This is a genomic window from Limnobacter sp. SAORIC-690 (genome assembly GCF_002954425.1).
In the GTDB taxonomy this organism is placed as follows: domain Bacteria; phylum Pseudomonadota; class Gammaproteobacteria; order Burkholderiales; family Burkholderiaceae_B; genus Limnobacter; species Limnobacter profundi.
The window spans coordinates 803,156-818,117 of sequence record NZ_MQVZ01000001.1 but is presented as its reverse complement, the minus strand read 5'-3'; the positions used below and the strand labels follow the sequence as shown (position 1 = coordinate 818,117).

Here is a 14,962-nt window from a genome sequence, read left to right as displayed (position 1 = left end):
AAATAAAAAATGAGCATGACCAACACTGCGTGGCGCCAAGGGCAACAATCCAAGGCGGCCCGGTTGGGCCGCGCTTCACACCTTGTCGGTGGAAGTTCCGGCAAGGTGGTGAACGCTGAGCAAACAGTGGCTTTGCTTGAAAGTGTGATTCAGCCGCGTGACCGGGTTTGTCTGGAAGGCAACAACCAGAAGCAAGCTGATTTTCTGGCGCAGTGTTTGGCCAAAGTGAATCCGCAACAGGTGCATGATTTGCACTTGTTGCAATCGGTGGTGGCTTTGCCCGAACACACGGCTTTGTTTGACAAAGGCATTGCCAAGGAAATTGATTTTTCTTTTTCTGGTCCGCAAGGTGCCCGCCTGGCCAACTTGGTGGCGGCTGGCAAAATCAAGATCAATGCGATTCACACTTACCTTGAATTGTTTGGTCGTTACTTTGTAGATTTAACGCCCAATGTCGCCCTGATCGCTGCAGAGGCTGCCGATGCACAGGGCAACCTGTACACCGGCCCGAACACCGAGGACACACCCGCCATTGTGGAAGCAGCTGCATTCAAGAATGGCATTGTGATTGTGCAGGTCAATGAAATACGCGACACACTGCCACGTGTGGATGTACCCGCGGATTGGGTGGATTTTGTCATTCATGCGCCGCGCCCAAATTACATTGAACCGCTGTTTACGCGCGACCCTGCACAGATTTCTGAAATACAGGTGTTGATGGCCATGATGGTGATCAAGGGTATTTACGCCGAGTACGGTGTGAAGCGTTTGAACCACGGCATTGGCTTTGATACTGCAGCCATCGAGTTGCTGTTGCCCACCTATGGCGAGCAACTGGGCTTGAAGGGAAAAATTTGTACCAACTGGGCGCTGAACCCGCATCCGGCATTGATACCCGCCATTGAAGCCGGTTTTGTGCAAAGTGTGCACAGCTTCGGCAGTGAACTGGGCATGGAGAAATACATTGCTGCGCGGCCCGATGTGTTTTTCACTGGCAATGATGGCAGCATGCGCAGCAACCGCGCATTCTGCCAGGCAGCAGGGCATTACGCCTGCGACCTGTTCATTGGTTCTACTTTGCAAATTGACACCTACGGCAACAGCAGCACGGCCACGAAAGGGCGTATTGCAGGTTTTGGTGGTGCACCCAATATGGGTGCTGATGCGCGTGGTCGTCGCCATGAAAGTGAAGCCTGGGTGAAGGCGGGGCGAGAAGCGCAAGCCAACCCCAAGCACATGCCGCGCGGCCGAAAGCTGGTGGTACAAATGGTGGAAACATTCCGCGAGCACATGGCGCCCGCATTTGTTGAACGCCTCGATGCCTGGGACCTGGCCGACAGCATGGGTTTGAACAACCCGCCAGTGATGATTTTTGGGGATGATGTGACCCATATCGTGACCGAAGAAGGCATTGCGAATTTGCTTTTGTGCCGTGGTGAAGAGGAGCGCGAACAGGCCATTCGTGGCGTGGCGGGCTACACCGAAGTGGGCATGGCCCGCGACAAAAAAAAGGTGGAAGAACTGCGTGCCCGAGGCGTGATTAAACGCGCTGAAGATTTGGGCATTGCCCGGCGCGATGCCACGCGCGATTTGCTGGCCGCAAAAACCGTGAAAGACTTGGTGCGTGCTTCGGGCGGTTTGTATAACCCACCCAGCCGTTTCCGCAACTGGTAAGGGGCTTTCATCATGAGCATGGAACAACTGAAATACAACTTGCCCAGCAAGGTTCAGCAAACACATCGCGACGCAGTGCTGGTGGGCGTCACTGCCAGTGGCAATTGCGAAGTGTTGCTCGAAAAAGGAGAGGACACCGCACATTGTTCAGTCGACATTCAAACTTCAGCACGCGGATTTGGACAAATCTGGCAGGCTGTGTTGAACGACTTTGCAGAGCGCAAAAATGCAGGCGGTTTGAAAATTGAAATTCACGATGTGGGCGCAACACCCGCTGTGGTCAGTCTGCGCCTGGATCAAGCCATAGAGGCATGGGAGAACCAGCATGGCCAATAGTTTTCTGGAAGCCAGTGCACGCGAGCGTGTGCAGGCCGTGTGCGACGAGGGTAGTTTTCAGGAAATCCTGAAACCGTCGGATCGCATCAGCAGCCCTCACATGGCGCTGCTGGAACAACCCGTAGCATTTGATGATGGCGTGGTCATTGGGCGAGCCACTTTGGGTGGCGCACCTGTGCTGGTCGCTGCCCAGGAAGGTGAGTTTCTGGGCGGTGCCATTGGCGAAGTGCATGGCGCGAAAATTACTGCGTTGATTGCCAAGGCCATTGAGGAAAAGCCCCGCGCAGTGCTGTTGATTTTTGAAAGCGGCGGTGTGCGTTTGCACGAGGCCAATGCCGGATTAATTGCCGTGTCTGAAATTATGCGTGCGGTGTGCGCAGCCCGTGCACAAGGTGTGCAGTTCATTGGTTTGATTGGTGGTGCTGCAGGTTGCTTTGGTGGTACCGGCTTGATTGCCCGTTGCTGCGATGTGTTGATCATGTCTGAAGAAGGGCGCCTGGCGATGTCCGGCCCCGAGGTGATTGAAACAGTGTATGGCGTGGAAGAATTCGATTCACGCGATCGCGCCCTGGTGTGGCGGGTCAGCGGTGGCAAGCATCGTTATGTGATGGGCGACATTCAAGCCCTGGTGGTCGATGAAGTGGATGCGTTTCGCGACGCCGCTTTGGCTGCACTAGATTCAGGCAAGGTTGGTTTTGATCTTGAGAATCTGGAAGCTGAACATGCCATGTTGACGCAACGGCTTGAACAGTTTGGTGACTGCCGGGATGCGAAGGAAATCTGGCAACGCTTGGGGCTACCCAGCGCCGAAGAACTGGCGTTGATGCCAGCAGATGAATTCGTACGCGCAACTGACAGCGCACGCAACGTAGCAAGGGGTGTGCAATGAACAGGGACCAGGTATTGAATGCCTTGTTTGCCGATGGCTGGAAAGCGGATTACCTCGAGGCGGATCATTTTTACGGTCGCGCCAGGGTTGCCAATCAGGAAGTGACCGTGATTGGCACATCTGAGAAAGCCGAAGTGGGTGCAGACATGGCCCTGACCATGGCGCGTGTGGTGATTGAAACCATCAAGCAGCGCCCGGGCGAACCGATTGTCTTTTTGCTGGATACGCAGGGCCAACGCCTTCGCCGCCGGGATGAACTCATGGGTTTGAATGGCTACATGGCACACCTAGCCAAAGCAGTTGAGCTGGCACGCCAGCGAGGCCATGTGATTGTGAGTGTGGTGTATGGCGAGGCAGTGAGCGGTGGTTACATTAGCACTGGCATGATGGCAGACGCTTGCTATGCCTTGGCCGATGCGGAAATCAAGGTGATGAATTTGCCTGCCATGTCGCGCATTACCAAAATTCCTTTGGATCATTTGCAAGCGCTGGCCAAGCAGTCGCCCGTGTTCTCGCCCGGTGTGGAAAATTATTTGCGCATGGGTCACCTGGACGCTGTGTGGCAAGGTGATTATGCGGCGCAGCTGGCTGCATCCATCGCAAGTTTGCAGGCCAAATCGCGCGAGGAAATTGGCAAAGACCTTCGCATTGAACGGGGCGTGGAACGCGGTGGGCGACAGGCCGCAGGTGTGGTTGTTGAGCGTGTTTTAGCCAATCGATGACAGGCCGATGAGCACCCCATGATCACATTCAATCGCCACGACCTGGTGTGGTTAAAACTGGATGCAGTAAGGCATGCTGAGTATGCCGGGCCAGCACCTATGGAGCCCATCCGCGCATTGTCGCTTTTGCATCGGTGGGTGCTCAGTGGACACCCGTTGATTGTGGCGCGTCAAGAGGATGTCTTGCCGCATTGTCTGCGGGTGGGTTTGGCCGAGCCACCCTCTTGGGGCAAAAAGCGCTTGTCCTTCATCGTGAATAGTCAAGGCATTGAAAAGCACCAGCAAGGACCAAACCTGACCAGTGTGTTGCCAGGCTTGCCACAGTATTGGCACGCGGGGGCTGTTTCCTTGCTGGGGTTTTTGGATAAGCACAATATTGCTGCACATGTGTACGGTTCAAGTGCTGTGCAGGTCTTGACCGGTTCGCCATGCCTTACTGAGAGTTCTGATCTTGATGTGCTGTTCAAACCAGTGAGTTGGCTTGAGGCTGAAAAGCTGTGTCTTTTTCTAATTGCACTTCAAACTGAATACCCCGAGTTTAAGGTGGATGGCGAAGTGCTCAACCCAAGTGGTCAGGCTGTGCAGTGGCGTGAATTGCATCGAAGCTTTTCCGATCCCAATTCGAAGTTGATGGTGAAAACCAATCACGCCGTGAAACTTCTTGGTTTGAGCATTTACCGATCCGGTTTCCGGTGCCCGGTTGGGAGTGCTGCATGAAAGAACTGGTCGCGCGAATTGATGCAGCAGCCTGCGAAGCCCTTCGACAGGAAGTGGACCTGGAGTACAAACCTGGCTTGGTGTGCCCCGGCAACAATGGCAGCCATGCTGACATGAATTGCACCACCTTCTACCGCAGCATTGCCGCTTTGCAGGGGTACTTCGGAAACTGTTTTGCGGCGGGTATTGAGGGTGCAGAATTCAGAACACTGCAGGCGCATGGCCTGGCCGCCGAGAAAGCCATGTTCAAGGCCACCGAAGGTGTGAACACCCACAAAGGCGCCATTTTCCTGATGGGGTTGTTGGCGGGTGCAGCGGGTGCCCAGTTTCGTGAACATGGGTATTTCGACCCGATCAGCCTGGGCAGGTTGGTGGCGGCCAAATGGGGCGTGAATATATTGTTGGCCGGGGTGCAAGACCAGGTACAGCACAGCGACTCGCCCACGCACGGCAGGCGGGTGAAAGATGCCTTTGGTTTGCCCGGCGCGCGCGAGCAGGCAGCCGATGGTTTCCCGGTGCTGTTCTGGACCACGGTGCCACAACTTCGCTGGGCTTTGTCTGAAGGGCTTTCGCAAGAGCAAGCGCAGTTACATGCCCTGGTGTGCACCATTGGCAAGCTGCCCGACACCAACCTTGCGCATCGCGGCGGTTTGAAAGGTTTGCAATGGGCGCAGGGCAGAGTGGATCAGTTTCTGGCCGAGGGTGGCGTATTTGCGCCCGGTTGGAAAAGCCGGGCACAACACCTGTGTGCGCAATTTGAATCGCAGTGGTTAAGCCCGGGTGGCAGTGCTGATTTGTTGTCTGCTGCGCTGTTTGTGCAGGCCTTGGTACAAGTCAATTGTGAGCTGCCCAACTTCATGGTTGCACGCTCATGACCTTGTGTATTTTGTGCCCGGGGCAGGGTAGCCAAACCGTCGACATGTTGCCACGTTTGCTGGGTGAGCCATTGATTGCTCCACACTTGGAACCTTTGTTGGATGCCATGCCTTTTGATGCCATGGCGGTGTCGCAGAATTCCGAATTGTGTTTTGTGAACGCACATGCCCAGCCCTTGATTGTGGCCGCAGGCGCCGCAGTTGCGCAGGCTCTGAAAGCGCATGGCATTCATGCTGATTTAAGCGCGGGTTACAGCATTGGTGAGTTAACCGCCCACACGGTGGCCGGCAGTTTGCAGGCGTTGGACGGAGTGGGCCTGGCTGTAAAGCGCGCGCAGTGCATGGACCAGGCGGCACCCGCAGCCCACGGCATGATGGCCGTGAAGGGAGTTCGAATTGACAGGCTAGGGGCAATCGCACAGGAGCATGGCTTGGCCGTGGCGATTGTGAATGATGAACAGCATGCTGTGCTCGCCGGCCCCACGGCGGTGATGAAGTCGATTTGCAAAGGCATGGAGCGCGAACTGGGCGCACATGTGGTGCACTTGAATGTGCAAGTGCCTTCGCACACCGCGTGGTTAAGGGATGCAAGTGCGCAATTCAAGAATGCACTGGATGCGGCCAGTTGGCGCAGATTCGATTGCCCGGTGCTCAGCGCGCTGGACGGAAGCCCCGTAGAGAATCGCGATGGCGCAATCGATTGCCTTGCACGTCAAATTTCTGAACCCCTTCAGTGGTCGCGTACTTTGGATTTGGCCTCTGAAATGGGTGCCACAGTTTACTTCGAAGTGGGGCCTGGCAATACGCTGACCCGCATGGTTCGTGAGCGATTTCCCGCAGCACAAGCGCGTTCTCTATCTGAGTTTCAAACCCTTGAAGGTGCATTGAATTGGTTGAATTGAACGCAGCACTGTTCGCCGAAATTTTTACAGTGCAGGCAGTTGCTGCGTACATTGCAATCGGCATTGTTGCCGGTTTTCTGGCGGGCCTTTTGGGCGTGGGCGGGGGCAGTGTGCTGGTGCCTGCATTGGTGTGGGCTTTTAAGCTGGCCGCATTGCCCGGGCAGTGGAACTTCCGTTTGGCCCTCGGCACTTCCATGGCCACCATTTTGTTCACTTCGGTTTCCAGTGTGCGTTCGCACCACCTTCATGGTGCTGTGCGCTGGGATGTCGTGAAAAATTTCATTCCAGGCATTTTATTGGGAACCTTGTTTGGTACCTTCCTTGCGCGGCATGTGTCCACCACATTCTTGATTGTGTTCTTTGCCTTGTTCATGGGGCTTGCTTCGTTTCAAATGTTTTTTGAATACAAGCCCAAACCCGGCCGTGTATTGCCAGGGCGCAATGGGCAAATGGGTGTGGCTACCTTTATTGGCACAGCATCTTCGCTGGTGGCTGTGGGTGGCGGCGCACTCACCGTGCCGTTTTTGGTGTGGTGCAATGTGTCAATTAAAAATGCAATTGGCACCGCATCGGCCATGGGTTTTCCAATTGCTTTGGGTGGCACCATCGGTTTCATATTCAATGGCTGGACTGCACCCGGCCTGCCCACAGGCAGCCTCGGTTTTGTATACACACCCGCCTTGTTGTTCACGGTGGTGGCCAGCGTGTTGCTTGCCCCATGGGGTGCGCAGGCGGCACACATTCTGCCTGCGCCCCTGCTTCGAAAAGTGTTTGCGGCGGTGGTGTTTGGCATTGCGGTGAACATGATGCGGGGTGTGTTCTAAGCCCTGTTGTAAACCCATGAGGTTTTGCCCACGTTAGACATAGTTGAAGAAACAATGCAGTACGAGGCAATACACATGAAAAAAACCGGTTTATTAACGTTGGGTTTGGCCGCGCTTTGCGCACAGCCAGCTGCTTATGCACAAACCGATTCTGCGCAAAAAGGCTTGCCCGCTCTCATTCAGGTGGCCACTGCCAACACCTTGGTGCTTGAGACCAAAGCCAGCGGAACCATTGAATACCAGTGCAGCAAAGAAAAAGACCCGCTGACCACTTACAAGTGGACCATGGCTGGCCCGAAAGCCGAGTTGAGCAGTCGAGGTGGTGAAAAAATTGGCGACTATTCCGGCCCCCCAGCGCGCTGGGCCCACAAAGACGGCTCTTTTGTCACTGGTTCGCAAGTGGCTGTGTCGCCCAACGGTAGCAAAAACATTCCCCTTCAACTGGTGAAAGCGGATGTGGCCGGCGGGCAAGGCGCCTTGACCGGAGTCAGTTATGTGCAGCGTGTGAATACACAAGGCGGTGTGGCGCCAGCCAAAAAGTGTTCAGCTGACAATGATGGTGAAAAAGCCGAGGTGAGTTACAAGGCGGAGTACCGATTTTGGAAGGCGAATTGATTCGAAAGATCAGCTTATACAACCATTTAAAAGCCTATTTGCACCCAATAATTTGTAATTGGCTATTAATTGGATGTAAATGGGTGTAATAATGGGCAATGCTGAACACACACTCACTTCAAATTTCTCCCGAAATTTTGCGCCTGATTGCTCGCATCGACGAGTTCAAAGGCGCTTGGCGTGCTTTGGGTACACTGGCGCCAGACCGTCTTTCCGCCTTGCGACGAATTGCAACCATTGAAAGTATCGGTTCCTCCACTCGAATAGAGGGCAGCAAACTGAGCGATCGCGATGTAGAGCGATTGCTTTCCAATCTCTCTATTCAGTCTTTTGATTCACGAGACGAGCAGGAAGTTGCCGGCTACGCAGAGCTGATGGATTTGGTGTTTTCCGCTTGGCAAGACATTCCGTTTAACGAAAATCACATCAAGCAACTGCATCAGGTTTTGCTCAAGCACAGCAACAAAGACAGCCGACATCGCGGCGCTTATAAAACCAGCTCCAACAGTGTGGCTGCGTTTGACCTTAGTGGTGTGCAAATCGGAATTGTTTTTGAAACAGCGACTCCGTTTGATACCCCCCGCTTGATGGCCGAATTGATTGAGTGGGTCAACGAAGAGCGCCAAAAAGGCGAGCTGCATCCTTTGCTGATCATCGGCATTTTCGCTGTGGTGTTTCTTGAAATACACCCGTTTCAAGATGGGAATGGCCGACTAAGCCGGGTGCTAACCACCTTACTGCTCATGCAGGCAGGTTATGCCTATGTTCCTTACAGCTCGCTTGAAAGTGTGATCGAGCTGAACAAAGAGGCCTATTATCTGGCCTTGCGGCAAACTCAAGGCACCATTCGATCCGAGTCTCCGAACTGGAATTCCTGGATTGTGTTTTTTTTGCGTTCCTTGGCTGAGCAAGTGCGTCGATTGGAAAAGAAAGTTGAACGCGAAAGAATTGTGCTTGCCGCTTTGCCACCCTGGTCGTTAAGTATTGTCGAGTTCGCCAAAGAACATGGCCGTGTCACCATCGGCGAAATGGTCCGCTTGACTGGCGCCAGCAGAAATACCTTGAAACAACATTTTCGAAATCTGACTGAGGCAGGGCATTTGGAGCAGTTAGGCAGTGGGCGTGGTGCGTGGTACCGGCTTAAATAGAATTGATCAGTGCTTGGGAGCCCCCAACAAAGCCTCAAACGCCAGTGCTGCATTGCTCAGTGGTCTGTGTGGCAAGCGCAGCCTGAACAAGGGGCGTTCCATTTTTTCTGAACCCAGTGCAAAGCGTTTTACGCGGCGCAAGGCAAGTTGATCACGTGCGGTAATTTTAGGCACAATGCCCACACCGCAACCCGCTGCAACAGCTTGGATAATCGCCTCGTTGCTGTTCATCTCCAGTGTGCGCTGGGCTTGTATCCCCATGTTCTGCAGCAATTGCTCCGCCACGTTGCGGCTGCCTGAGCCCTGTTCGCGCAGTATCCACACCTGCTGCTCCAGTTCGCGTTTGCGCGCGCCATTCTCAAAGCTGGGTACAATGGCCACCATTTCTTCGGTGCGCCACAAACGGGTTTCAATGCGTTCGTCGACCACCTCGCCTTCCACCAGGGCCACATCCACTTTGCAGTCCAGTAAAAGTTGAGCCACGTTCTCGGTGTTGGCGCCTACTATCTGTACATCCACGCCGGGGTGTTTGTCTGAAAACTTCTTCAGGTAAGGCGCCAGCCAATAACTGGCGACCGTGGTACTTGCACCCACAATCAGGCGCCCGCGTTCCAGGTTCTTGAAGGCGCGCAGTACTTCGCTGGCTTCGCGTTCCATGGCAAACAGGCTTTTGCCATAGTCAAACAACACTTGCCCGGCCTCATTGGGTTTGAAGTACTTGCCCTGACGTTCAAGCAGCAGGGTATCCAGTTGCGCTTCCAGTTCTCGCACAGCTTTTGAAACTGCGGGCTGGCTGATGCCCAGTTGCTCTGCTGCCTTGGTGAAACTGTTTTCTTCCACCGCGTAAACATAAATTCTAAGAAGGTGTAAATTCATGCATAACCTATAGTTATGAATACAGGAATTCTATTGTCTATGGGTATTAGAAAAAAAGCATCACCATAAGGTGTCTTTTTTGAATTCATGATCCATGCGCGTTCTTCAAGCCCCCAACACCGCTTTGCCTTTTGGTTTGCTGCTCAGCTTTTTGCTGGCTGCATTGGCCTGGCTGGGCGCTGTACCGGGTGGCCTTGCAAGTTGGGGCCTTGGCTTGTTGCCTCTGGCCATGTTCTTGGGCATGGCACTTGGCAATACCGCTCCTGCCTTGGTTCGGCACGGTCAAGTTGGGTTTGGTTTTGCTCGCCGCCATGTCATGCGCACGGGCATTGCCTTGTTTGGTTTCCAGTTGGGGTTTGCGGATTTGCTCGCCGTGGGTTGGCAAGGTGTATTGGCGGCGGTGTTTGTTGTGGCAAGTACTTTGGGGTTGGCGGCTTGGTTGGGCAAGCGCATGGGCCTGCAGGCCAGCAGTTTTCTGCTGATTGGTGCTGGCAGCGCAATTTGCGGGGGTGCAGCCATTGCTGCGGCCGACTCGGTATTGCGTGCGCCACCCGCGGCCACCTCAGCTGCCTTGGGCACAGCCGTGGTGTTTGGCACGCTTAGCATGTTTGCCATACCGGGGTTTCAGTGGCTGTTTAATTTGCAGGCCGATTTCACTGGCCTTTGGCTGGGCTTAAGCGTGCATGAATTGGGGCATGTGGTGGCGGGCGCTGCGCTGGTGGGTGGTGAAGCACCCGCATTCGCATTGATCGAGAAAATGTTGCGTGTGGCCTTGCTGGCGCCGGCCATGGTGTGGCTGGCCTGGCACATGGTGCGCGAGCAGCGCAAACAGCCTGGCGCTCAAGTCAGCCATGTGTCCATGCAACCCCCTCTGTTTCTGTGGGGGTTCTTGTTGGCAGTGGTTTTGAAATCCACGGGTGTGCTGAGTATTCCACTGGAAACTGCTTTGGTTGATTTGTCCCAGTTGTTAATGGCCACCGGGCTGGCGGCTTTGGGCGTGGGCACGCGCTGGCTTGATTTGCGCGCTGCGGGTGGGAAGGTGTGGGTGCTGGGTGGTGCCTTGTGCATTCACCTTTGGGCAGCAGGATTCGTCTTGGTGCACGTGATTCAAAGCGGTGCTGCAGCGCATTAATTTGGGTTGCCCAGAAAACGCAATACCGCACAAGTGCAAGTAATAAATAGGTAAATCAGCAAAAACGGCACTGCTACGGTGCAACAAAAGCTGGCACGGTCTATGCATATCATGACCTGTCATAACAAGTTTGATTCAGGCAGCAAATATGAACGGGAAATCAGCGATCAAAGTAGTGGAAGAGCAAGCATTCGATACCAATGTGTCGGCCTTGCCCTTGTACACCCAGGTGCGGGAAAAGTTGCGCAAAAGCATTCTCGATGGCACCTACGCACCGCACACACAAATGCCCTCTGAAAGCCAAATGATCCGCATGTTTGGCGTAAGCCGAATCACCATTCGCCAGGCGTTGGGCGACCTGCAAAAAGAAGGGCTGATATTCAAAGTGATGGGCAAGGGCAGTTTTGTGTCCAAACCCAAAGCGTTTCAAAGCCTGTCGCGTTTGCAGGGTTTTGGTGAAGCCATGTCGTCCTCGGGTTATGAAACTTACTCGAACGTGCTCAGCGCAAAGCCGGTTGAAGCCACCGCACAGGTGGCCAATCGCCTGCATGTCAAACCTGGTCAGCCTGTATTTGAAATTCAGCGCCTGCGCTTTTTGAATCGCGAACCCATTTCAGTGGATGTCAGTTATTTCCCAATCGAGATTGGGGAAAAGCTGCTGCAAGAGGATTTGGCTGTGCGCGACATTTTTGCAATTCTGGAAAACGACCACGGCCACAACCTGACCCACGCGGATTTGCAAATTGAAGCCATTTCAGCCGATGAATCGCTGGCCCAACAACTGCGTGTGGACGAGGGCTGCCCCTTGCTGCGCATGGAACGAATGACTTACGCGGGCGACACGCCCATCGACTTTGAATACCTGTATTACCGGGGCGATGCATTCCAGTATCGCTTGCGCATCAACCGAACTTGAGGAGTGTGAACATGAAACGCATCGACTTGGAATACGACCTGGTGGTGATTGGTGGCGGCACAGGCGGCCCCATGGCTGCCGTCAAAGCGAAAGAACAAAACCCCAAGCTGCGCGTGCTGCTGGTGGACAAGGCCAACGTGAAGCGCAGCGGCGCAATTTCCATGGGCATGGATGGCTTGAACAATGCCGTGATTCCTGGCCACGCCACAGCCGAACAGTATGTGAAGGAAATCACGATTGCCAACGACGGCATTGTGGACCAAGAGGCGGTCATGGCGTATGCCGCGAACAGCTTTGACATGATTCAGGAACTCGACAAATGGGGCGTGAAATTCGAGAAAGATGAAACCGGCGACTATTCGGTGCGCAAGGTTCACCACCTGGGCAGCTATGTGTTGCCCATGCCTGAAGGCCACAACATGAAGCGCGTGCTGTACCGCCAGCTAAAGCGCACCCGTGTGGAAGTCACCAACCGCGTGGTGTGTACGCGCTTGCTGACTGGTGCCAATGGCGAGATCACCGGTGTGATGGGCTTTGATTGCCGCACGGCAGATTTTTATGTCATTCGCTGCAAGGCCGCCATTATTGCCACGGGCGCAGCCGGCCGCATGGGCTTGCCTTCTTCAGGCTATTTGATGGGCACCTACGAGAACCCCACCAACTGCGGCGATGGCCATGCCATGGCCTACCACGCAGGTGCTGCATTAGCCAACCTGGAGTGCTACCAAATCAACCCGCTGATCAAAGACTACAACGGCCCAGCTTGTGCGTATGTGACCGGCCCCTTTGGAGGTTACACGGCCAACGCAGCCGGTGAGCGCTTCATTGAATGCGATTACTGGAGTGGCCAAATGATGATGGAGTTCTATCGCGAACTGCAAAGTGGCAATGGTCCTGTGTTCTTGAAGCTGGACCACCTGGCTGAAGAAACCATCAGCGAAATTGAGGTTATTTTGCACACCAACGAGCGCCCAAGCCGTGGCCGTTTCCACGAGCAGCGTGGCAACAACTACCGCAAGGAAATGATTGAAATGCACATTTCCGAAATCGGGTTTTGCAGTGGTCACAGTGCCTCCGGTATCTGGATCAATGCGCAAGGTGAAACATCGGTGCCTGGTTTGTATTCTGCCGGCGACTGCGCCAGCGTGCCGCACAACTACATGCTGGGTGCATTTGTGTACGGGAAAATTTGCGGTGTAAACGCCGCCGCCTACTGCGCTGAAAACACACTGAATGAACTGGACGAGTTACAAGTAAAAGCCGAGCACGATCGCATTGAAGCGCCGCTGCTGCGCACCGAGGGGCCTACACCCTTCCAGGTGGAATATAAAACACGCCGCTTGGTCAACGACTATTTGCAGCCGCCCAAAGTAACCCGCAAATACCAAATCGGTTTGCGCCGCATGGACGAAGTACGCGCCGATGCGGCAAACATGGTGGCCACCAATGCCCATGAATTGATGCGCGCCATGGAAACGCATTCGATCATCGACTGCGCCGAAATGGCCGCACGCGCCAGCCTGTTCCGCACCGAAAGCAGGTGGGGCCTTTACCACTACAGCGTAGACCACCCCGAGCGCGATGACGCCAACTGGTTCTGCCACACCCTGCTGTACAAAAACGCGCAAGGCCAAATGGCCATGAAGAAAAAGGAAATCGAGCCCTACATTGTGCCCATCGATGAAAAGGAAATGGATGCTTACCAGCGCTTGCGCGTGGTCGGTGAAGCCGCTTGATTTGCCCCAACACCCAACACGAGAGGTACTGAACATGACCATGGCCGCAACAATTACCCAAGTCCCCGTCAAGGTGGATTCCGAGAAATGCATTGCCGAAAAAGGCTGCACCGTGTGCGTGGATGTGTGCCCGCTCGATGTGCTTGCCATTGACCACGTCACCGGCAAGGCATTCATGAAATTTGATGAATGCTGGTATTGCCTGCCCTGTGAAAAAGATTGCCCCACAGGTGCTGTGCATGTGGACATTCCATTCTTGCTGCGCTGAAAAGGAGCACACCATGAGCATTGCAATTCCTACCTTGCAAGAACGGCTGAACAGCCCCGATGCCGAAGTACGCCGACTGGCTGTGATTGACTTGCCTTACAGCGATGAAGACGACATTGAGTTGTTGTTGCTGCCTTGCCTGCACGATGCCGATGCCAATGTGCGCCTGGAAGCGGTGCGCGCACTGGAAGGATTCGAGGACCAAACCACGGTCACGGCTTTGGCACAGATGCTGCTAGATACATCAGCAGTGGTTCAAGAAGCGGCCGGTTTGGTGCTTGCCGAATTGAAAGAATCTGAATCAGCGCCGCCCTTGATTCCGCTGCTGACCCACGCGGATGCCACTGTGCGTTCGCTGGCCTTGAAAGCTGTGCGTGCGTTGCGGGTGCCTGAAGCTTACGAGCCCGCCTTGAACCAGTTGAAAGACCCCAGCCCGGCAGTTCGCCGTGAAGCAGTGGGTGTGCTGGGTTACCTCAAGCGTGCAGAGGCAGTGGGTGAGCTGGCTGAAGTGGCGGCCCACGACCCCGATGGCGAAGTACGCCGAATTGCCGTGGGTGCATTGGGTTACACGAACGAGGTTAGTGTGCTGCCTTCACTGATGCGGGCTTTGAACGACAGCGTGTGGATGGTGCGAGAAGAAGCCGCAGCAACCATTGGCAAGCTGGGCATGGCACAGGCCACCGATGAACTGGTGAAAGCCATGCAAGACGATTACTGGCAAGTGCGTGTGAAAGCAGCGCGTGCCTTGGGTGTCATGAAGGCTTTGCCTGCGCTTCCTGCACTGGTGGAAGCCATGAACGACACCGTGAGCAATTTGAGAAAAGAGGCGGCCATTGCCTTGGGTGAAATTGGTGACAAACGGGCCATTCCCGCACTTGAAAAAGCGCTGGAAGACAACGACCCGGATGTGCGAAAACTGGCCCGCCTGGCACTGACCAACATCACGCTGAAACACAGCTAAGGGGAATTGCCATGACATTCGTGGTGACGCAAGCCTGTATTAAATGCAAATACACCGACTGCGTGTCGGTGTGTCCGGTGGATTGCTTTCACGAGGGGCCGAACTTCCTCGTGATTAATCCTGAAGGCTGTATCGATTGTGGTGTGTGCATTCCTGAATGCCCAGCCAGTGCAATTTACGAAGAAGGCAATGTTCCAGCGGACCAGCAGGAATTCATTGAAATCAATGCAAGGTTGGCACAGCTGTGGCCGGTGATTGACAGCGCCAAAGAGCCGCTGGAAGACGCTGACGCCTGGGTTGATATCACGAACAAAAAGCAGTACCTGGAGGAAGCCTGCACAGACAAGGCCTAAGCCCGAGAGCATTCAAAT

17 protein-coding genes are annotated in these 14,962 nt (G+C 54.5%); 16 read left to right on the top strand and 1 reads right to left on the bottom strand.

Features of this window, described 5'->3' with window-relative positions; translation table 11 throughout:
* Positions 1-15 precede the first annotated feature (15 nt).
* The 10 genes from mdcA to BSZ31_RS03810 all read left to right on the top strand — a co-directional run bounded on the left by mdcA (position 16) and on the right by BSZ31_RS03810 (position 8,702).
* Positions 16-1,674 carry a malonate decarboxylase subunit alpha gene (mdcA, locus tag BSZ31_RS03855; RefSeq protein WP_105029732.1) on the top strand — a complete coding sequence of 553 codons (1,659 nt, stop codon included), beginning with the start codon at positions 16-18 and terminating at the stop codon, positions 1,672-1,674.
* A gap of 12 nt (positions 1,675-1,686) precedes the next feature.
* The gene (gene mdcC, locus BSZ31_RS03850; protein WP_369907257.1) at positions 1,687-2,010 is read left to right on the top strand and encodes a malonate decarboxylase acyl carrier protein; all 324 of its coding nucleotides are present in this window, start codon (positions 1,687-1,689) and stop codon (positions 2,008-2,010) included.
* Positions 2,000-2,899, top strand: a complete 900-nt coding sequence (locus BSZ31_RS03845) for a biotin-independent malonate decarboxylase subunit beta (RefSeq protein ID WP_105027630.1) — start codon at positions 2,000-2,002, stop codon at positions 2,897-2,899. Before mdcC ends, BSZ31_RS03845 begins: the two co-directional genes overlap by 11 nt.
* Positions 2,896-3,621 (top strand): biotin-independent malonate decarboxylase subunit gamma, encoded by a 726-nt coding sequence (gene mdcE / locus BSZ31_RS03840; RefSeq protein ID WP_105027629.1) that lies wholly within the window; start codon positions 2,896-2,898, stop codon positions 3,619-3,621. Before BSZ31_RS03845 ends, mdcE begins: the two co-directional genes overlap by 4 nt.
* Before the next feature lie 18 nt (positions 3,622-3,639).
* Positions 3,640-4,338 (top strand): malonate decarboxylase holo-[acyl-carrier-protein] synthase, encoded by a 699-nt coding sequence (gene mdcG / locus BSZ31_RS03835; protein ID WP_105027628.1) that lies wholly within the window; start codon positions 3,640-3,642, stop codon positions 4,336-4,338.
* Entirely contained in the window at positions 4,335-5,213 is an 879-nt protein-coding gene (locus BSZ31_RS03830) for a triphosphoribosyl-dephospho-CoA synthase (protein WP_105027627.1), read from the top strand. The genes mdcG and BSZ31_RS03830 overlap by 4 nt, the downstream gene beginning before the upstream one ends.
* Entirely contained in the window at positions 5,210-6,115 is a 906-nt protein-coding gene (locus BSZ31_RS03825; RefSeq protein WP_105027626.1) for an acyltransferase domain-containing protein, read from the top strand. The genes BSZ31_RS03830 and BSZ31_RS03825 overlap by 4 nt, the downstream gene beginning before the upstream one ends.
* Positions 6,103-6,939 carry a sulfite exporter TauE/SafE family protein gene (locus BSZ31_RS03820; protein ID WP_206018544.1) on the top strand — a complete coding sequence of 279 codons (837 nt, stop codon included), beginning with the start codon at positions 6,103-6,105 and terminating at the stop codon, positions 6,937-6,939. The genes BSZ31_RS03825 and BSZ31_RS03820 overlap by 13 nt, the downstream gene beginning before the upstream one ends.
* Before the next feature lie 75 nt (positions 6,940-7,014).
* Entirely contained in the window at positions 7,015-7,554 is a 540-nt protein-coding gene (locus tag BSZ31_RS03815; protein ID WP_105027625.1) for a DUF3455 domain-containing protein, read from the top strand.
* A gap of 98 nt (positions 7,555-7,652) precedes the next feature.
* Entirely contained in the window at positions 7,653-8,702 is a 1,050-nt protein-coding gene (locus BSZ31_RS03810) for a Fic family protein (protein ID WP_105027624.1), read from the top strand.
* A gap of 6 nt (positions 8,703-8,708) precedes the next feature.
* Here the strand turns inward: BSZ31_RS03810 and BSZ31_RS03805 are convergent, their stop codons facing one another.
* Positions 8,709-9,578 carry a LysR substrate-binding domain-containing protein gene (locus BSZ31_RS03805; protein ID WP_105027623.1) on the bottom strand — a complete coding sequence of 290 codons (870 nt, stop codon included), beginning with the start codon at positions 9,576-9,578 and terminating at the stop codon, positions 8,709-8,711.
* 94 nt (positions 9,579-9,672) lie between these two features.
* Between BSZ31_RS03805 and BSZ31_RS03800 the strand changes: the two genes are divergently transcribed.
* The 6 genes from BSZ31_RS03800 (at position 9,673) to fdxA (ending at position 14,944) form a co-directional block, all read left to right on the top strand.
* The gene (locus tag BSZ31_RS03800) at positions 9,673-10,710 is read left to right on the top strand and encodes a YeiH family protein (protein ID WP_105027622.1); all 1,038 of its coding nucleotides are present in this window, start codon (positions 9,673-9,675) and stop codon (positions 10,708-10,710) included.
* Between the two features lie 148 nt (positions 10,711-10,858).
* Positions 10,859-11,626, top strand: coding sequence for a GntR family transcriptional regulator (locus BSZ31_RS03795; RefSeq protein WP_105027621.1), 768 nt, complete (start codon positions 10,859-10,861; stop codon positions 11,624-11,626).
* Positions 11,627-11,637: 11 nt separating this feature from the next.
* Complete coding sequence (locus BSZ31_RS03790; RefSeq protein ID WP_105029729.1) at positions 11,638-13,362, top strand: fumarate reductase/succinate dehydrogenase flavoprotein subunit; 1,725 nt, start codon at positions 11,638-11,640, stop codon at positions 13,360-13,362.
* A 34-nt stretch (positions 13,363-13,396) separates the two neighbouring features.
* Complete coding sequence (locus BSZ31_RS03785; RefSeq protein WP_008247354.1) at positions 13,397-13,630, top strand: ferredoxin family protein; 234 nt, start codon at positions 13,397-13,399, stop codon at positions 13,628-13,630.
* A gap of 13 nt (positions 13,631-13,643) precedes the next feature.
* Complete coding sequence (locus BSZ31_RS03780; protein WP_105027620.1) at positions 13,644-14,591, top strand: HEAT repeat domain-containing protein; 948 nt, start codon at positions 13,644-13,646, stop codon at positions 14,589-14,591.
* Positions 14,592-14,602: 11 nt separating this feature from the next.
* Entirely contained in the window at positions 14,603-14,944 is a 342-nt protein-coding gene (gene fdxA, locus BSZ31_RS03775; RefSeq protein ID WP_105027619.1) for a ferredoxin FdxA, read from the top strand.
* Positions 14,945-14,962: the final 18 nt, after the last annotated feature.